This window comes from Microcystis sp. LE19-195.1E (assembly GCF_027532095.1).
In the GTDB taxonomy this organism is placed as follows: Bacteria; Cyanobacteriota; Cyanobacteriia; order Cyanobacteriales; family Microcystaceae; genus Microcystis; species Microcystis aeruginosa.
The window spans coordinates 1-17475 of the sequence record NZ_JAPZSZ010000267.1 but is presented as its reverse complement, the minus strand read 5'-3'; the positions used below and the strand labels follow the sequence as shown (position 1 = coordinate 17475).

Sequence of the window (17475 nt, the reverse complement as noted above, 5' to 3'; positions counted from 1 at the left end):
CCAGTTATTTTCCTGTCAATGCTTTATCTCAAAGATGTGGTTTATCATCCTCCCGCTGCTCTCAATCCCATTTTACAGGGGATTAATCTCGAATTAGCCCCCCAAGAATTAGGCCTGATTGTTGGCCCCAGTGGTTCTGGAAAAACGACTCTTTTGGAAATTTTAGCAGGCTTTGCCGATAAAACAGGAGGGACAATTCACTGGCGCAACCAAGAATTAACGGTGCTGCACCTGCAACAATTAGGAGGAATCGTTTTTCAGTTTCCTGAACGTCATTTTTGCGGTAAAACCATCCTTGAGGAGTTGCGTCTCGGTCATCCAGAGATTAAAAGCGATCGCCTAACAGCGGCCTTAAAGGAGGTAGGATTAGAAAATACTCCTCTGGATACTTCTCCCCACAATCTTAGTGGAGGTCAACAGCGTCGTTTATCTCTCGCTGTCCAGTTAATCCGGCAGCCTAATCTGTTACTTCTCGATGAACCTACGGCCGGTTTAGATTGGTCGATGCGTCGTCAATTGGCTAAACTTCTCGCTAGTCTCAAACAACACTGGACTTTATTGGTAGTTAGTCACGATGCCGGAGAATTACTCCCCATTGCTGACCGTCACTGGAAAATTGAACAAGGACATTTGAGGGAATTAAAAAGTGAAAAAACAGATAGTTGAGGTTTTAGGGTTTTGCGGTATTAGTTGAAATTTCCCCACTCTCCTCATACCTGATAACTGATAACTGATAACTGATAACTGATAACTGATAACTGAATTAATGATCCTTCCTGAATTATTTGACCTTTGGCAAGAAACCCTAGAATGGCAACCCGATGGGGCCATACAAGCGCGATTTCAACAACTTTATGACTTGATTTTAGAGGGTAATCAACGTTTTAATCTCACCCGAATTACCCAACCGGAGGAGTTTTGGGAAAAACATCTTTGGGATTCTTTATCGGGTTTAGCTTGGTTACAAAAATCCCAGCCAGGTCTATTGACAAAATCCCTATCAGTCGTTGATTTGGGGACCGGGGCCGGGTTTCCGGGGGTGCCAATTGCGATCGCCTATCCCCATTGGTCGGTGACTCTCTTGGATTCCACCCAAAAAAAGATTAATTTTCTTGAAGAAGTTATTGACAAATTAGGGTTAAATAACACGAAAACTCGTTTAGGTCGGGCGGAAATCGTCGGGAAAAACCTTAAACATAACTGTGCTTACGATATCGTCTGTTTGCGAGCGGTAGGTAATGTGGATATCTGTGTTAACTATGCTTTGCCTTTCCTGAAAAAGACCGGAATCGCTATTCTCTATCGTGGTCAGTGGTCCGCGCAGGATAGTTTAAGTTTAGAGGAGAATCTAGGGAAAGCTGGCGGTAAAATCCTCGAAATTGCCAGTTTTACCACTCCCTTAAGCGAAAGCGTCCGTCATTGTCTATATATCTCCAAGAAATAACTTTAAGCGGTGAGAGGATGGAAAAAGAAAGCCAAGGCCAGGATAGTATATGTAGCTAAGAGTAACATTCCTTCTAACCAATTCGATCGCCCATCACTACTAATCGAATTAGCTAACCACACCGCTACAGCCACTGCCACCAACTCAAAGGGATTAAAATTTAGATCCATGGGCTGACCGATAATATAACCCATGATAACCAAAACCGGAGCCACAAACAGGGCGATCTGCATACTGGAACCGACAGCCACAGATACCGATAGATCCATTTTATTCTTAAGAGCGACGGTGACAGCCGTAGCGTGTTCGGCCGCATTACCGATAATAGGCAAAAGAATCACCCCGGTAAACAGTGCCGTTAAACCTAGCTGTTCCGTAGCCTCCTCTAGGGATGCCACCAATAACTCCGATTCTACGGCCACGGCGATAGTAACGATCAATAAAATCAAAGACCAAAACCAGACTTTCGGCTTTTCGGGGTTTTCTCCGGTGCTTTCCTCCTCGATACCGGCAACCCCGACATCGTAGAGATAGGTGTGGGTTTTCATAGAAAATAAGAGACTTAAACCATAGACGAAAATTAACACCGCTGCCACGGCCACGGATAGACGCTGCAGGACTGCTTCCCCGACTCCCGTGGAGGTAAATTCCACGGCAGTGGGTAAAAGAATCGCCACCACCGCTAAATTCATGGCCGAGGCATTTAAACGGGCAGTTATTGGGTGAAATTCCTGTTCTTTGAAGCGTAAACCGCCTAAAAACATCGATAATCCCATAACTAAGAGTAAATTACCGATAATTGAGCCAGTAATCGTCGCTTTTACCACATCGATAAAACCTTCCCGCAAAGCGACATAGGCGAGAATTAATTCTGTGGCATTGCCAAAGGTGGCATTCATCAAACCGCCAATATTCGGCCCGACCACCACCGCAATCGCTTCGGTGGCTTCCCCCATGTAGGCCGCTAGGGGGATAATGGCTAGACAAGCAGTGATAAAAACAACTGTTCCGCCCCAGTGTAACAGCGAACCGGCGATCGATATAGGCACAAAAATCAATAGGATGGCGAAAATGGTGTTTTTGCTTAACATAAAGTGAGTATTTTGTCAAGATAATTTTATTTCGATTGGGTCGGGAACTGATGGGGACTAGAAGCGGATTTTAGCCAAAATTCCCCAGTAGAACCGGTTATTATCCATAATATTGCCCTAAAACCGTCTCTGAGCGACTTTTCTAGGGGTTCGGGGGGTGATTGGGAGGGAACAGTCACCGGTTTAATCACAATTCCGCGACTACCAAAAACAATTTCTCCCACTAATCGCGCCCTTCTCATGTGATTATCGGAAGTGACTAGATAGACACTATCAATACCTTGGGCTTTCAGTTGATCGGCTAGGCTAGTAAAGTTAGTGACAGTATCTCGCGCATTGTAATCGAGATGGAGACGTTCTAGGGGAATTCCCGCTTTTTTAAAAATCTTTCTCACATATCGTCGCGGACTACCGGAAGACACCCAAATCGGTAGATCGGGATATTCCTTAGCCAATTTTGCCGCAAAACGTTCTCGATCGGCATGACCTCCCAAAACAAAAATCGCTTCCGGTTTTAGCCACTGCTGACGTAAATCGTGGTATAACCAGCCTAAACTCGCCAAAATTAGCGGAATAGCCAGCAATTTTAACCTAGATTTGCCTAACTTCGCTTTCAGAGAAACTCGCTTTTTTCTGCGAGAATTAGCCTTGAGAACCATATATCAGTGATCGGTGATCAGTTGTCAGCCTTCAGCTTTGTGGATTAAAGTGATCGAGGGTGAGGGTCATCGAACTCACATTGACGTAGGAGATAGGGATTTTATCCCCTAACTGACCGATAATTTTCCCGGAACTCAGGTGGATTGATGCGGTCGCTTACATCCCCCACCAACGGGCCACCGCTTCGGGAAGGGGTAGCAAAATACTTAATAACAAAGCCAGGGAAAATAAACCTAATAAATCTCGTTTATTATCCAATTCGGTGACATCATTTAAAGCAGGTTGATCGCTGACTGGCATTAATAAGAGAATAATCGCCCAGAGTAAAAAATCTGGTTGCACTAGGGCTAAAATAAACATGAATAATCGAGTTAATTGACCGATAATTATGGCGGTTTTCTGCCCATACATGGCGTGAACAATATGACCACCATCCAATTGACCCACGGGCATTAAATTTAGGGCTGTAACGATAATTCCTACATAACCAGCTACCGCTAAAGGATGTAAATGGATCGCTTTTCCGGCGATTAAATTACTGCCGAGAGCTAGTTTAGCTAGGATAGACAAGAGAAAAGAAAACTGCGGATTTAAGTACTGAAAATTTAATAAACTGCTCTGATTAGTTAGGGGAACTATTTCCGAGAGGGACAATCCCCAAAATAGTAGAGGAATAGCGATAATTATACCTCCCAAAGGACCGGCCACCGCCACATCAAATAAAGCTTTACGCGTGGGAACCGGGGAGCGCATTTGAATGAAAGCCCCGAAGGTGCCGAGGAAGAAAGGAAAGGGGATAAAATAGGGCAAAGTGGTTTTAATTTTATATTTAACTGCTGTCAAATAATGACTGAATTCGTGCAGTGCTAAAATAGCAATTAAGCCTAAACTGTAGGGTAAACCTTGCAATAATAAACTAGAATTATTTTCTAATTGTTGGGTCGTAATGCCACTTAATCCCGCACCGATGACTGTGGTGGTTAAGAGAGTTAATAACAATAAACCCAGGGCAAGAAAGGGGCGAGTAATTTTTTCAGTTTCTATAGTTTCTGTTTTTTGCTGCCAGGGATTAGCCACAAGAGCGAAAAAAGGTTGTCCCTGAAAACTTTCTTGGAAAAGCAATAAAAAGCGATCCCCAAAAACCTTTTCCACATTGTTTTTAATCACTTGATAAGCTTCTTCGGGAACCGCTCGCAATTTCCCCCGACAGAGAATTGCCTGGGGACGATAATCGATATTTTGCAGATAATAAATACCCCAAGGAAAACAATCTCGTAGGGATTTTTCCTCTTCGGCAGTGATCGGTTTTAAATCATTTTTAGGTGCAGGATTATCAATATTTTCTAGGACTAAATTCGCTGTTTCCGCTGGTGATGGGGGTCTTTCTTGGGGAGTAACCCGACCCTTTTGTACTAGCCACCAATACAAAAAAGGGCAGATCACAAAAGGGCCGACCAGCAAAAATGCCGGCATGGGGGTATCCTCTCCATAGATTAACGTCCAGCCTGTCCAAATAAGAGCCGGAGTCATCAGGACTAACCAAATTAACCAAATTGGTGTTGTCGTGATTTTGGCCACGCTACGCTTGACGATAAAATAGGTGAAACCGCCAAGAATCCCTAATAACAACCACATTTCCATATCGGCTCTTTTCTGTTGAGTAAAAGGCGGCTAATTTCAGCCCGCCCGGTCATCGATCGTGCTAAGTTATAAACCGCATTGATTGTGATTTGGATAGGCAAACCATGCGATCGGAAACCGAATCGTCTCCTTTAGAGGTTAGCAAAACCACAAAACCCCCTCGATTAATTCTAGAAGGTTTATACGCTTTCTCGCCTAATCGGGAAACCCTAGGGGGAACCTCTTATCTTATTGTAGAAAATACTGGTAATATTCTGGTGGATTGTCCTAGCTGCGACGAGAGCGAGCGGGATTTTCTCCGAGAAAAGGGAGTCCGTTACCTATTTTTTACCCATCGCGGGGGTCAGGGTAAACAGAGCGATTCTTTGCAAAGTTTACTTGATTGTGAGATTATTCTACAGGAACAGGAAGCCTATCTGCTTCCTCACCGTCAAATTACCGTTTTTCAGCAGCAAATCCAGTTATCTCCCACTTGTAGCGGTTTTTGGACTCCTGGCCATTCTCCCGGCTCCTCCTGTCTCTACTGGCAGCGTCACGGGGGGGTTTTATTTACCGGTCGTCATCTTCTCCCCGACACCAAGGGTCAACCGCGACCCCTACAGACCGCGAAAACTTTCCACTGGCCGCGGCAATTGCGATCGCAACAGGCTATTTTAGACCGTTTTAGTCCGGAAACCCTCTCCTATCTTTGTCCAGGAGCTAATACCGGCTTTTTGCGCGGTCGGGGAATTATCGATCGCGCCTACGAAAAAATCAGCGCCAATCCTCTTAACTAAAGACTTTTTAGAAGCTGCATTGTTCAATTCCCAGAAATTATGAATTTAACCGTTAAAGATTTGGGTGAACAGGGATTGCTACCGATTCTGCAAAAATATTGTCCTGCGGAGATTATCGGTGATGATGGGGCGATTTTATCCCTGAAAGAGGATTACTCTCTCGTCGTCACCACTGATGTTTTAGTTAATAACGTCCACTTTAGCGATCTTACTACCTCTCCGGAAGATGTGGGCTGGCGAGCGGCGGCGGCTAATTTATCCGATTTAGCGGCTATGGGGGCAGAACCCCTGGGAATTACGGTAGGATTGGCTTTAACTCCCGATCTAGCCATCGATTGGCTAGAAGGACTCTATCGGGGTCTTAGCTCTTGTCTGCAAGTATATCAGACGGCGATCGTTGGTGGCGATGTCTGTCGGGCCACGGAGATTAACATCAGCATCACCGCCCTGGGACAAGTGGCAAAAAATGAAGAAATTAGGCGTTTTAACGCAAAAGTTGGCGATAGTATCGTTATTACTGGTTATCACGGTTTATCGCGGGCTGGATTAGAGTTACTCTTTCACCCTGAAACCGGGAGGAATTTAAATTCCGCCCAAAAAAAGCGATTAATCCAAGCTCATCAACGGCCGCGACCGAGACTCGATTGCATACCACATTTACAAAAAATTGTCAAGCAATTTCCCATCGCGGGCATGGATAGCAGTGACGGGTTAGCAGATGCCATCATGCAAATTTGTCGCTGTAGTGGGGTTGGTGCTGAAATCGAGAGGATTCCCCTGCATCCAACCCTGAAAGAATATGTAGGAGCCGAAAAAGCTCTAGAATGGGCTTTATACGGCGGTGAAGACTTTGAGTTAGTTTTGTGTTTGCCCCCGGACAGTGCCAGAGAATTGCTCGAGAAAGTGGGGGAAGAGGGGGCGATAATCGGTCAAATTGTCCCCGGGAGAGAGATAAAATTAGCCGATGGTAGAAACCTCAGTTTAAGCTCTGGATTTCAACATTTTTAGCCTCTATAAATCGCCAAAACCTTTCTTTTTCTTGATTTTCTTTGGTTTTTTCGGGCTGCCACCTTGACCGCGGAACCCCGGTTGATTGCCACCCCCAAACATTCCGCCACCCATCCCGGGCATCCCAGGCATAGCGGGCATTTGTCCCCGTCCCATCTGTTGCATCATCGATCGCATTCTGGTGAAATTAGTAATTAGTTTGGTAACTTCCGTTTCGGGATGTCCCGAACCTTTGGCAATGCGACGACGACGATTAGGAGACTTAGCCAATAAATCGGGGTTAGCGCGTTCCTCCGTGGTCATGGAATTAATCATCGCTTCCGTGCGTTTTAACTCTTTTTCGCCCTTTTCGATGTCTGTCCCGCTCAGTTTGCCTAGACCGGGGATTAACTTTAAGACTCCCCCCAGGGAACCCATATTTTTTAACAGCCGCATCTGTTTGAGGAAGTCATTAAAATCAAACTTAGCCTCTAAAATCTTGGCCTGCATTTTGGCCGCGTCTTCTAGGTCTAACTGTTCCTGAGCTTTTTCCACTAGGGTCAGGACATCACCCATATTGAGGATGCGACTGGCAAGGCGATCGGGATAAAATGGCTCTAAAGCTTCTACTTTTTCGCCAACCCCAACAAATTTAATCGGTTGTCCCGATATTTGCCGCACTGATAAGGCCGCACCACCGCGAGTATCGCCATCAAGTTTGGTGAGAATTGCCCCCGTGATGCCGATTTGTTGGTGAAAAGTGTTGGTAAGATTGGCCGCTTCCTGACCGGTCATCGCATCCACCACTAATAAAGTGTCGTCGGGCTTGACAATTTTCTTGATTTGTGCTAGTTCGCCCATCATCTGGGTATCTATCTGCAAACGACCGGCGGTGTCGATGATAACCGTATCTACGCCCAATTCTTTGGCTTTTTCCACACCTTGACGGGCGATATCGACGGGATTAGCCTGAGAACCCATCTCGAAGACGGGAACATTTATCTGTTTACCGAGGGTGATTAATTGGTCAATGGCCGCCGGACGGTAAACATCGGTGGCCACCATCAGGCAGCTTTTGGACTGTTTGCGGAGATATAGGGCTAATTTGGCGGTGGCGGTGGTTTTTCCTGTCCCTTGCAACCCGGCCATTAAAATTACGGTGGGGGGTTTATCGGCCTGAGCTAGGGGAACGTTACTTTCCCCCATAATTTTGACTAATTCATCATAGACAATTTTGATAAATTGCTGGCCGGGATTGACTCCGGAAATAACTTCAGCGCCGAGGGCTTGTTTCTCGACCTCAGCAATAAATCCCTTGACTACCTGTAGGTTAACATCTGCTTCTAATAAAGCCCGCCGGACTTCTTTGAGGGTTTCTTGTATATTGGCCGAGGAGATTTTATCTTGACCTCGTAATTTTTTCCATGCGTCTTCTAAGCGGTCGGCCAGTGCGTCGAACATAGTTTCGGAATTAAATTTTTAACTAGATCGATTTTATCTCAAATGTCGGGGGAAGACCCCCGTTCTTGCCCTGTCATTGGTCTCGGACTGGCATAGTGCAGCCACTCTCCCGGTGTAGGAGAGTGAGCAGCGGGGAGAGACAATCCATAATTGGGTTTTTAAAGTGCGATTTACTTACTAGCCACTCCTAAATCCCGCACTTCTAACTTTTGATTGCTCAAAAATAGTCGTAATTTCAACAAACTGAGAGTTTGACCGAGATTGAGGGGAAGGAGAGAAATGCCTTCTAAACGCGATTGTAACCAACCATCGCCCCAATACCATTCGTGATAGCCATCGATACCTTGACTCAAAAGCAAGCGTAAACACTGGTCATTGGCCAATAAAACCTGATGTTGTACGGGAATTAAACCTAACCAAGAGGTAAAAGTCAAGCCTTCCTCTAATTTATCGGGTAGATTGGGCGAGAGCATTTGCGGCCACAGCCATTGACGGAGATGAGCAGTTTTGAGCAAACTATCCCGGATAGCCTGTTCACTGGCCGAGATTTCGATACGCAGCTGACTTTGTTGAAAATTGCCGAACATATTGTTGTCTGATAATTTTTGTTAAGTTAGTTAAAGAATAACTAAAAATCGGGACAGCGTTTTCCAAGGATAACAGTAAGTAGTATGGCAGATAAATTAATCCGCGCCACGGCCGCCGATGGCGGAATTAGAGTAGTAGGAGTGATTACCACTCGTTTAACGGAAGAAGCCCGCCAAAGACATAAATTATCTAACGTAGCCACTGCCGCTCTCGGTCGCACGATGGCATCGGCTTTACTCTTGGCTTCCAGTTTAAAAAAACCAGGTTCTAGGGTCAATATTCGCATTAAAGGCGATGGTCCCCTAGGCGGTGTTTTAGTTGATGCGGGACTCGATGGCACGGTGCGGGGTTATGTGGACTATCCCCAGGTGGAATTACTCCCCAATGCTCAGGGTAAATTAGATGTGGGTCGCGCCGTGGGTGACAAGGGTTATGTGCGAGTCTTACGGGAAGAAAAAGGCGAGGGGAGAAATGAACTTCAAGAAAGCATCGTCGAGATAGTTTCTGGGGAAGTGGGGGAAGATATCGCCTACTACCTGGACCAATCGGAACAAATTCCCTCCGCTTTGCAAGTGGGGGTTTTTGTCGGTACGACCACAGGAGTGACGGCAGCCGGGGGAATTTTATTACAAGTTCTCTCTAAAGAAGCGTCCCGGGATGAGGTCTTGGTGGCTCGTTTAGAGTCGAGATTGCGAAAATTAACGGGATTTACGCCCCTTTTACGGGCAGGAAAAGGACTAGAAGATATTTTTCAGGAACTTCTCGGAGATATGGGTCTAGAAATTTTTCCGGCTGTGCAGATGCTGCGTTTTGATTGTGATTGTTCTTTTGAACGGGCCCTAGGAGCTTTAAAATTCCTCGGGGTCGATGAATTAAAAGACATCATCGAAAAGGATAAACAAGCGGAAGCCATCTGTGAGTTTTGTCGGGAAGTGTACAATGCCAACGAGACGCAATTAATCGAATTAGTCGAGTCTCTACAAGCTGAATCTTGCTGAGAAGTTGGGCAATGAGCGCCATTAAGGTAAAATCTATCTAAAATATCCGTCAGGGAGTCGTGAATGTTTAAAGGAAAAGAATTAACCAAAAATCTAGTCAAACGAGAATCGATTGACTCCCTGACTCGTTGGCCAGAGAAAACTAAATCTTTTCTTTTTCTCTTTTGGTACCGATACCAGCATCGTTTCACTTGGAAAGTTTGGGCGGCTTTATTTGTCGTCGTCTTTGGCGGTGTTGGCTTTCTCGCCACTTGGCAGTTATTAAATATGCAGAAGTCGCCCAATTGCCCAAAAATCTTCTGGCCTATCGCTTCTGCCTCCCTGCGTCTCTACTGCGCTCAACTTTCCGCCGATAGTCGCACCGTGGAGGGTTTACTCGCAGCAATTGCCCTAGTGGAAGCTTTACCCGATGACCATCCCTTGCGATCGCAAGTTAATCAACAGGTGGAAGAATGGGCGCGAGATATCCTGAATTTGGCTGAAAAAGACTATCAAGCGGGAAATTTACAGCAAGCGATCACTAAAGCTCGTCAAATCCCCAATAATATGGCAGTAGCGGCAATTATTGAAGAAAGAATCGCTAAGTGGCAAGGAACTTGGACGGAAGGCAACGAGATCTTAAGCAAACTAGAGGAAAATCTCCGCGCTTCCAACTGGAATCAATCTTTCCGTCTAGCGGTGGATTTATTGAACTTAAATAACGAATACTGGGCAACGGTTAAATATAATGAAGCGCTCGCTAAAATTACCGTCGCCCGGGAAGATAGCAGTAAATTAGATAATGCCTTTAATCTCTTTGCCCGGGGCGGTCTCGACAATTGGGTCAAAGTCATCGAAGAAGCTAGAAAAATTCAAGCCAGCAGTTATGCCTATCAGGAGGCAGAAAAATTAATCGGGAAAACCGAGGATAAACTGCAAGAATACGCCGAAAGATTAATTGAGCGGAAGCAATGGCAATCTCTCCGGGATTTGGCTAACCAAACCCCCAAAGACCTCAAAATTAAAGAAGATGTCACCGATTGGTCCCTCTTGTCCGCAGCGGCCTTAGATGCGGAAGCCGGCACGGTGGAGGGATTGGAAGCCGGCATACTGGGACTAGAACAAATCGACGCTTCTCGACCCCTCCATCAAACGGCCCTAGCTATGAGGGAGCGCTGGCAGTTACAGGTACAGGATCTAAGAATACTGTCCGAGGCTAGGGATTTAGCACAAGCAGGTACGATCGAGCAGTATAGCGCCGCTATCGCGAAAGCGGGCGAGGTTCCCCGTAATAATCCCCTCTGGTCGCAAGCACAGCAGGAAATTGGCTCTTGGAATCGTCAAATACAAGTGATTGAAGACCGGCCGATTTTAGAACGCGCGCGGGAAATCGCTATCCCCGGCGATATTAATTCCCTCAGTAACGCTATTATTCAGGCCCGGGCCATTGGCAAGAATCGGGCCTTATACCGAGATGCTCAACGGGAAATTGGCGGCTGGCAAGTGCGGATTGAACGCATGGAGGATCAACCCATTTTAGATCAGGCTCAAGCTTTGGCCAATCTCAAAGACTATAGCACAGCGATCGAAACTGCTAATCAAATTCCCCCCGGTCGCACTCTTTCCTCGGAAGCTTCCCAAAATATCCGTCGTTGGCGCCGAGAGTTGCGGGCCCGTCAAAATCTTCAACAGGCTAATCAATTAGCGGCGACGGGAACCGCAGAAGGTTTAACCCGGGCGATTGCTTTAGTTACCAATATTTCCACTAAAACCGATGCGGGTGTGCAACGGACTGAATTGCTGGAACGTTGGAGTTATCAGCTTTTGTCTTTAGCCACGGACCTAGCTAATAATGGTCGTTATCTGGAAGCTATTCGCCTTGCTGAATCCGTATCCCGGGAAAGTACCGCTTACAGTTCGGCTCGCTCCCAAATGCAAGGCTGGCGCAATATTCTCCAACCTCCGGCCCCACCGCCAATAGTTGAATCGACTCCCCTTTCCCCAGAGTCCCCGATAGAAACACCAAGTCCGGGTCAATAATCAGTTTTAGGGGCTGTTTTTGCCGTGGATTGCCCCTAAAAAAGTCCCTCATCCCCAGGGGTCTGTCCAGTTAAATCTGTATTATACTAAATCCTGTTTACAAGGGATAGGATGGCGGGGGAGCGGGGAGAAACAATCCATAACTTGGGAGTTCATCGCACTATTCAAAACCGATTTAGTATAAATTGCCAACAAATAACCAAAGCCAATTTTAAAAAGATAATAAGTAGGTAGGCGTTAAAAATTATCAGACACCCCCCTTATCAAGGCTGTCCATTAGTCACATCTTTCTTAACATTTCAAACCTTTGTAGCACAACGCTTTCAAGACTCGGTTAACAATTTGTAATATTCCTTGTTGACACCCTTACTGACAAAGAAAAAACTGAAATCAAGTCAGGATAAGAGTTGGAGTGCTTAATGAAAAAATTGTTAAGAAAGATCCCTATAAGGGATAGAAGGGTAGGGTTGATTCATGAATCAACCCTACTATGAATCGGCCCTAGGATTAAGGGGGGCAGGGAGGATCAAAGACAAAATCTATCTTCAATTTAATTATAACCACTTACTTACTTAGTTGTTATGAATTACATTAATCAATCAAGCCAAAAACAGAACTCTTTAATTTCTATGAGAGCAAGTGAGGTACTGGATTTATATGCCAAAGGGAAACGCAATTTTACGGGAGTAAAATTAAAAGGAAAGTGTTTTCACGGAAAGAATTTATCGGGGGCGAATTTTAGTCAAGCCGATCTGCGTGGCACTAATTTTAAAGGGGCTATTTTAGAGGGAACTAAATTTACCGAGGCTAGGGCAGGATTACTAAAGCGCGGTCGGCTACAATTAATTTTAATTTCTTGGTTAATAGCGGCTGTCTGCGGCTATCTGTGGGGATTAGCTGGTTATTATCTAGCTTTAATGCTGGTGACAGATGTAACCAAATTTAAAATCATTGGTGCGGGGATAATCACGATTTTATCTCTAATTTACGGAATATTTTATCGTCAGCGAGTGGGGGGATTGCCCTTAGTTTTATCCTTGATTTCTGGTCAAGCAATAAGTTTTACCCTAGCAATTTGCATCAGCTTAACTTTAACTTTATTGACAGGAATTATATTAGTTTTTCAGGGAGCATTAGCTGGAATAGCTGTGATGAATGGAACTTTTTCTATAGCTTTGATGGTTGGGGTTTGTGGTACTTTATTCACCGCTTATCTGGCTTGGTTATCCCTAGAAGAATCGAGAGAAACGATCACGAAATCCATGGCAATTGCTTTTTTAGCCAGTAAAGGTACAAATTTTTGCGGGGCAAATCTGCAAGAAGCCGATTTCACGGGAGCGCAGTTAAAAGCCACTGATTTAAGGGCAAAAGATTTAACTAGAACTCGATTTTATCTGGTATCGGGCATCGAGCGAGCGCGCTGGGAAAAGACAATTCTGGACGAAGTTGCGATGAGAAATCTTCTGGTTACTGGTCAAGGGGAAAATAAAGCTTATATTGGCCATAATTTTCGCGGACTGAATCTTTACGGGTTTAACTTCAAAAATGCCAACCTGACTAGGGCAAATTTCAGCGAGGCAAATTTAGCCTACGCTAATCTAGAAGGGGCAAATTTAGCCCATAGTAACGTGATGAGAGCCAATTTACAGGGAGCCACCCTGACGGGTGCTTGTATCGAAGCTTGGAAAATCGCCGAAAATACCAATTTAGAAGGGGTTGATTGTGATTATATTTATTTAGTCGAGTGCGATCGAGAGCGCCGTCCCAGGGAGGGAGAATTTGGGGAGGGGGAATTCCGGCAATTGGCCCTGGAGCAGCGAAAATTGTATATTGACGAATAAGATAACTGCTATACAAAGCTAAAATTGCGGCGCCGAGGCGGGCAAATAGAGGGATAATAAGACCAGCCTTAACACCTATCCCCCGACTGGTAACTGATCACTGATAAGCGATGGTGAATATTTCTAATCAAGTTATACCCAATCGGGGACTAGCGCCCCAGGCAAAAGCCTCCGATGTCCAAATCCTGGCGGCGATCGATATTGGTACGAATTCGGTTCACATGGTAGTAGTGGCAATTGAACCGTCTTTACCTGCTTTTACGATTATTGCCAGAGAAAAGGATACAGTCCGTCTGGGCGATCGAGATAGGAAAACCGGTAAATTAACCCTAGCGGCCATGGAAAGAGCGATCGCTGCTTTAAAACGCTGTCACGATCTGGCTATTAGTCTCCAGGCGGATCAGATTATTGCCGTTGCCACTAGCGCCACCCGGGAAGCGACCAACGGCGACGAATTTTTGGCTTTAATCGAGAAAGAAGTCGGTATTTCTGTAAATCTCATCTCCGGACAGGAGGAAGCGCGCCGGATTTATCTCGGTGTCGTCTCGGGAATGGATTTCCAAAATCAAGCCCATATTATTATCGATATCGGTGGTGGTTCCACAGAATTAATCTTAGCTGATAGTCAAGAAATTCGCTTTCTTAGTAGTACCAAAATCGGCGCGGTGCGTTTGACCCAAGATTTGATCACCACCGATCCCATTAGTACCACAGAATTGGCCTATTTAAGAGCATACACCCGCGGAATGTTAGAGCGGGCAGTAGAGGAAATTAAACATCATTTACAGCTGGGAGAAGTGCCGCGCTTAGTGGGAACTTCTGGGACGATCGAAACTTTGATGACTATCCATGCTTTGGAGAAATTGGGGGAAATTCCCAATCCTTTAAATGGCTATCAATTAACCCGCAAAGATGTCAAAGAATTGGTCAAACGTTTCGCCACTTTGGACTATCACCAAAGACTGGCAATTCTGGGGATGTCCGATAAACGGGCCGAGATAATTCTAGCCGGTTCGATCGTGCTTTTGGAAGCGATGACCATGTTAGATGTTGATAAGTTAGTTCTCTGTGAAAGGGCCTTGCGAGAAGGGGTAATCGTCGATTGGATGCTGACGCACGGTTTAATTGATAATCGGTTACTTTATCAGAGTGAAATCCGTCAGCGCAGTGTCTTGAAAATAGCGAAAAAGTATCAAGTTAATTTAGAATCTGCTGAGAGAATAGCGGCATTTTCCCTGTCTTTGTTCGAGCAAACTCAAGCACAATTACATTCTTGGAATCAGGAGGCTAAAGATTTATTATGGGCGGCGGCTATACTGCATAATAGTGGTTTATATGTTAGTCATGCTGCCCATCATAAACATTCCTATTATTTAATTCGTAATGGTGAACTGTTGGGCTATACGGAAATAGAGTTAGAAGTGATCGCTAATATCGCTCGTTATCATCGCAAAAGTAAGCCGAAGAAAAGGCACGATGATTTTATGAAATTAACTGAATACTATCAGTATATGGTCAGACATTTAAGTGCTATACTGCGCTTGGCTGTGGCTTTAGATCGGCGACAAATAGGAGCGATTAAAAAGATTGAATGTAAGTATGATCCTGAATATAGAACCCTACATCTGCATCTTTTTCCCAATAATGCTGAAGATGATTGTGCTTTAGAATTGTGGAGTTTAGACTATAAAAAACCTGTTTTTGAGGAAGAATTTGGGGTGAAAGTAGTGGCAACTTTGGCATTTTTACCCTTAAACCATGAGCAGTGAGCGGTTATCATTGACTACCGCCGGTATTAGGTAGCTTGAAATCGGCGAGATTGGAATTTTCGAGACTTGTTACCCGTTATTCTAGGTCAAGATTATCGACCGTGGCAAATTGATAATTTTTGTTGATAGTCAAGCAAGAAAACGGTTAAAAACTGAAAGGTTACTGTTATAATCCAGAGGGAATAGGATCGCAGAAAGAAAAGGAGCCGAAAAACTTGTTGCAATTAGCTAAAATTGGTCGCTTGATCGCTCTTGGTTGCTTGGGAACGATACTGACTAGCTTTCCTGTCCTCTCGGCCGAGAGAATCACTTTTATCTTACCGCCCTTTAGTCGTACCCTAGAAATTAGTTCCCTAGAAAAGTTTGTCGAGACTGGCAGAATTGACGCTAATCTAAGACAATATTTAGGTAATACCACACCCGAACAACAAAGAGAATTTCGTCAAGCTTTAACCACAAGTAAAGAAATTAATCCCGTCCTGATCTCGCGCTTTTTTAACACCACAATGGGGGAAGATATCCTCAACCTTTTAGGGGAACTGATCACCATTCAAGGGGGTATTAATGGTAAATTCGCTCTGCGTTCTGCCCTAATTAAATCAGCTTTTGAACCGGGAGGGGTAACTATTCTTAACCTGCTGCGTAATCTGCCCACTAATATGCAGATTGATGTGACAAGAGTGCAAAGATTAGCTAGGGCGATCGATATCGTCCTGAAAGCGACCACAGTATTCACGGAAAAGGTGGCGCAATTATCCTTAGAAGAAGCTAAAAAGGCTGGTGAAATTAATTTTACCGCCATGACCGACCCCCGACAACCGGGACCGCGACAAGTAGAACAAATGCGGCTGGATTTAACCGATAGCCGTCGTCAGAGGGAACTTTATCTAATCATTGTGAAACCCAAGGGGCAATTAACCCAGAAAACCCCCGTTATTGTCTTTTCCCACGGTTTAGCTTCTCGTCCTGAAGATTTTCTCCGACAAGCGGAACACTGGGCTAGTTACGGTTATCTCGTCGCCATGCCCCAACACCCCGGCAGTGATACCCTACAGGTGCAGAATCTGCTCGCCGGTTTATCGGGGATGGTTTTTGATAGCAACGAATTTGTCAATCGTCCATTGGACATATCTTTTGTGATCGATGAATTGCAAAGACGCAACGCGGGGGAATTTCAGGGGCAATTAGATGTAGATAATGTGGGAGTTGGTGGACATTCCTTCGGCGGTTATACAGCCTTAGCCGTGGGTGGAGCGACGATCGATTTCGAGAATTTACAACGGGACTGCCAAAGAAGATTAGCTTTTCTCAATGTCTCCCTCTTGCTGCAGTGTCGTGCTTTGGATTTACCCCGAGAAGAATACAACTTTCGCGATCCGAGAATCAAAGCGATTTTTGCGGTTAATCCGTTTAATTGGAGTATTTTCGGGGCTAAAGGACTAGCTAAGATCGAAATTCCCACTTTTGTAGCGGCAGGAACCTACGATCCCGCTACCCCCGCTATTTTTGAACAGGTGCGCTCTTTTCCCCTGCTCAACACCGAAAATAAATATTTAGCTCTGATTGAAGGTCAAGCTCACGTCGATTTTTCGGTACTAGACGCGGGAATTAACGAAGCGATCGAATCCATAGCCGATCTTACCCTGCCCGCACCCTATGTGATCGATAGTTACGCCCATTCCCTATCTTTGGCCTTTTTTGAGGTGTATATTCGCAAAAACCCCGGCTATAAACCTTTTTTACAGGCGGCCTATTCCCAATATCTCAGTCAAGGCCAGGAGTTTAGATGTTTTCTGATTACCCGCGCCTCCTCGGCCGCTTTAGAAGAACTCATCGAAGATTTTATCGCTCAAAATGTCCGTTAATCAGTTATCAGTTATCAGTTATCAGTTCACTGTTTACTGTTTACTGATCACTGAAAAGCTCCCCACTTTCCCACTTCCCCACTTCCAATTCATAATTCATAATTTATCAAAAATGTCGGGGTGAAGACCCTCGTACTGACAGGATGAAACCCCGACCAATATAAAACAGCGAAGCACGATTAAATCCTTGACAGTTTAGCCTTGCATAGTTTACCATGGTAAATATAGTCTGGTAAACAAGATGTTAAAAGCGTTTAAGTACAGAATCTATCCGACCAGTGAGCAATCAGTTTTGCTCGCCAAATCGTTTGGCTGTGCTAGATGGTTTTACAATT

At 45.0% G+C, this 17475-nt stretch carries 15 protein-coding genes; 10 read left to right on the top strand and 5 right to left on the bottom strand.

The annotated features are described in order from the left end of the window. The first annotated feature begins 18 nt into the window (after window positions 1–18). Window positions 19–666, top strand: a complete 648-nt coding sequence (locus O9300_RS14975) for an ABC transporter ATP-binding protein (protein WP_287972461.1) — start codon at window positions 19–21, stop codon at window positions 664–666. Between the two features lie 100 nt (window positions 667–766). Continuing rightward, the gene (rsmG, locus tag O9300_RS14970; RefSeq protein WP_287972459.1) at window positions 767–1444 is read left to right on the top strand and encodes a 16S rRNA (guanine(527)-N(7))-methyltransferase RsmG; all 678 of its coding nucleotides are present in this window, start codon (window positions 767–769) and stop codon (window positions 1442–1444) included. Between the two features lie 2 nt (window positions 1445–1446). Here the strand turns inward: rsmG and cax are convergent, their stop codons facing one another. The 3 genes from cax to O9300_RS14955 all read right to left on the bottom strand — a co-directional run bounded on the left by cax (window position 1447) and on the right by O9300_RS14955 (window position 4836). Then, the gene (gene cax, locus O9300_RS14965) at window positions 1447–2535 is read right to left on the bottom strand and encodes a calcium/proton exchanger (protein ID WP_287972457.1); all 1089 of its coding nucleotides are present in this window, start codon (window positions 2533–2535) and stop codon (window positions 1447–1449) included. Window positions 2536–2561: 26 nt separating this feature from the next. Continuing rightward, window positions 2562–3194 carry a YdcF family protein gene (locus O9300_RS14960; protein WP_287972456.1) on the bottom strand — a complete coding sequence of 211 codons (633 nt, stop codon included), beginning with the start codon at window positions 3192–3194 and terminating at the stop codon, window positions 2562–2564. Window positions 3195–3351: 157 nt separating this feature from the next. After that, window positions 3352–4836, bottom strand: a complete 1485-nt coding sequence (locus O9300_RS14955) for a site-2 protease family protein (protein WP_287972455.1) — start codon at window positions 4834–4836, stop codon at window positions 3352–3354. 104 nt (window positions 4837–4940) lie between these two features. On the opposite strand from O9300_RS14955, the gene O9300_RS14950 reads away from it, so the two are divergent. Both O9300_RS14950 and thiL read left to right on the top strand, forming a co-directional pair. Further along, entirely contained in the window at window positions 4941–5612 is a 672-nt protein-coding gene (locus tag O9300_RS14950) for an MBL fold metallo-hydrolase (RefSeq protein ID WP_287972454.1), read from the top strand. Between the two features lie 39 nt (window positions 5613–5651). Beyond that, entirely contained in the window at window positions 5652–6620 is a 969-nt protein-coding gene (gene thiL, locus O9300_RS14945) for a thiamine-phosphate kinase (protein ID WP_287972452.1), read from the top strand. Window positions 6621–6623: 3 nt separating this feature from the next. Here thiL and ffh read toward each other — a convergent pair whose 3' ends face one another. Together ffh and O9300_RS14935 are read right to left on the bottom strand one after the other, a co-directional pair. Continuing rightward, on the bottom strand, window positions 6624–8060 hold the full coding sequence (ffh, locus tag O9300_RS14940) for a signal recognition particle protein (protein WP_002796145.1): 1437 nt from the start codon (window positions 8058–8060) through the stop codon (window positions 6624–6626). 170 nt (window positions 8061–8230) lie between these two features. Further along, entirely contained in the window at window positions 8231–8647 is a 417-nt protein-coding gene (locus tag O9300_RS14935; RefSeq protein ID WP_147069222.1) for a hypothetical protein, read from the bottom strand. A gap of 84 nt (window positions 8648–8731) precedes the next feature. On the opposite strand from O9300_RS14935, the gene hslO reads away from it, so the two are divergent. The 6 genes from hslO to O9300_RS14905 all read left to right on the top strand — a co-directional run. Continuing rightward, the gene (gene hslO, locus O9300_RS14930; protein WP_147069221.1) at window positions 8732–9646 is read left to right on the top strand and encodes an Hsp33 family molecular chaperone HslO; all 915 of its coding nucleotides are present in this window, start codon (window positions 8732–8734) and stop codon (window positions 9644–9646) included. A 63-nt stretch (window positions 9647–9709) separates the two neighbouring features. Next, window positions 9710–11665, top strand: a complete 1956-nt coding sequence (locus O9300_RS14925) for a coiled-coil domain-containing protein (RefSeq protein ID WP_287972450.1) — start codon at window positions 9710–9712, stop codon at window positions 11663–11665. A 629-nt stretch (window positions 11666–12294) separates the two neighbouring features. Then, window positions 12295–13506 (top strand): pentapeptide repeat-containing protein, encoded by a 1212-nt coding sequence (locus O9300_RS14920; RefSeq protein WP_287972449.1) that lies wholly within the window; start codon window positions 12295–12297, stop codon window positions 13504–13506. 110 nt (window positions 13507–13616) lie between these two features. Further along, window positions 13617–15275, top strand: a complete 1659-nt coding sequence (locus tag O9300_RS14915; RefSeq protein WP_287972447.1) for a Ppx/GppA phosphatase family protein — start codon at window positions 13617–13619, stop codon at window positions 15273–15275. Between the two features lie 215 nt (window positions 15276–15490). Then, a complete protein-coding gene (locus tag O9300_RS14910) occupies window positions 15491–17140 on the top strand; it encodes an alpha/beta hydrolase (protein ID WP_287972445.1) in 1650 nt (549 codons plus the stop codon). A 241-nt stretch (window positions 17141–17381) separates the two neighbouring features. Continuing rightward, window positions 17382–17475 (top strand): helix-turn-helix domain-containing protein (locus O9300_RS14905; RefSeq protein WP_287972481.1); only part of this gene is annotated, 94 nt, incomplete at its 3' end.

What these genes read in the sequence shown, in the direction of transcription:
- O9300_RS14975 (WP_287972461.1), top strand. Translation starts at nt 19, where the DNA reads ATGCTTTATCTCAAAGATGTGGTTTATCATCCTCCCGCTGCTCTCAAT.
- rsmG (WP_287972459.1), top strand. Translation starts at nt 767, where the DNA reads ATGATCCTTCCTGAATTATTTGACCTTTGGCAAGAAACCCTAGAATGG.
- cax (WP_287972457.1), bottom strand. Translation starts at nt 2,535, where the DNA reads ATGTTAAGCAAAAACACCATTTTCGCCATCCTATTGATTTTTGTGCCT.
- O9300_RS14960 (WP_287972456.1), bottom strand. Translation starts at nt 3,194, where the DNA reads ATGGTTCTCAAGGCTAATTCTCGCAGAAAAAAGCGAGTTTCTCTGAAA.
- O9300_RS14955 (WP_287972455.1), bottom strand. Translation starts at nt 4,836, where the DNA reads ATGGAAATGTGGTTGTTATTAGGGATTCTTGGCGGTTTCACCTATTTT.
- O9300_RS14950 (WP_287972454.1), top strand. Translation starts at nt 4,941, where the DNA reads ATGCGATCGGAAACCGAATCGTCTCCTTTAGAGGTTAGCAAAACCACA.
- thiL (WP_287972452.1), top strand. Translation starts at nt 5,652, where the DNA reads ATGAATTTAACCGTTAAAGATTTGGGTGAACAGGGATTGCTACCGATT.
- ffh (WP_002796145.1), bottom strand. Translation starts at nt 8,060, where the DNA reads ATGTTCGACGCACTGGCCGACCGCTTAGAAGACGCATGGAAAAAATTA.
- O9300_RS14935 (WP_147069222.1), bottom strand. Translation starts at nt 8,647, where the DNA reads ATGTTCGGCAATTTTCAACAAAGTCAGCTGCGTATCGAAATCTCGGCC.
- hslO (WP_147069221.1), top strand. Translation starts at nt 8,732, where the DNA reads ATGGCAGATAAATTAATCCGCGCCACGGCCGCCGATGGCGGAATTAGA.
- O9300_RS14925 (WP_287972450.1), top strand. Translation starts at nt 9,710, where the DNA reads ATGTTTAAAGGAAAAGAATTAACCAAAAATCTAGTCAAACGAGAATCG.
- O9300_RS14920 (WP_287972449.1), top strand. Translation starts at nt 12,295, where the DNA reads ATGAGAGCAAGTGAGGTACTGGATTTATATGCCAAAGGGAAACGCAAT.
- O9300_RS14915 (WP_287972447.1), top strand. Translation starts at nt 13,617, where the DNA reads ATGGTGAATATTTCTAATCAAGTTATACCCAATCGGGGACTAGCGCCC.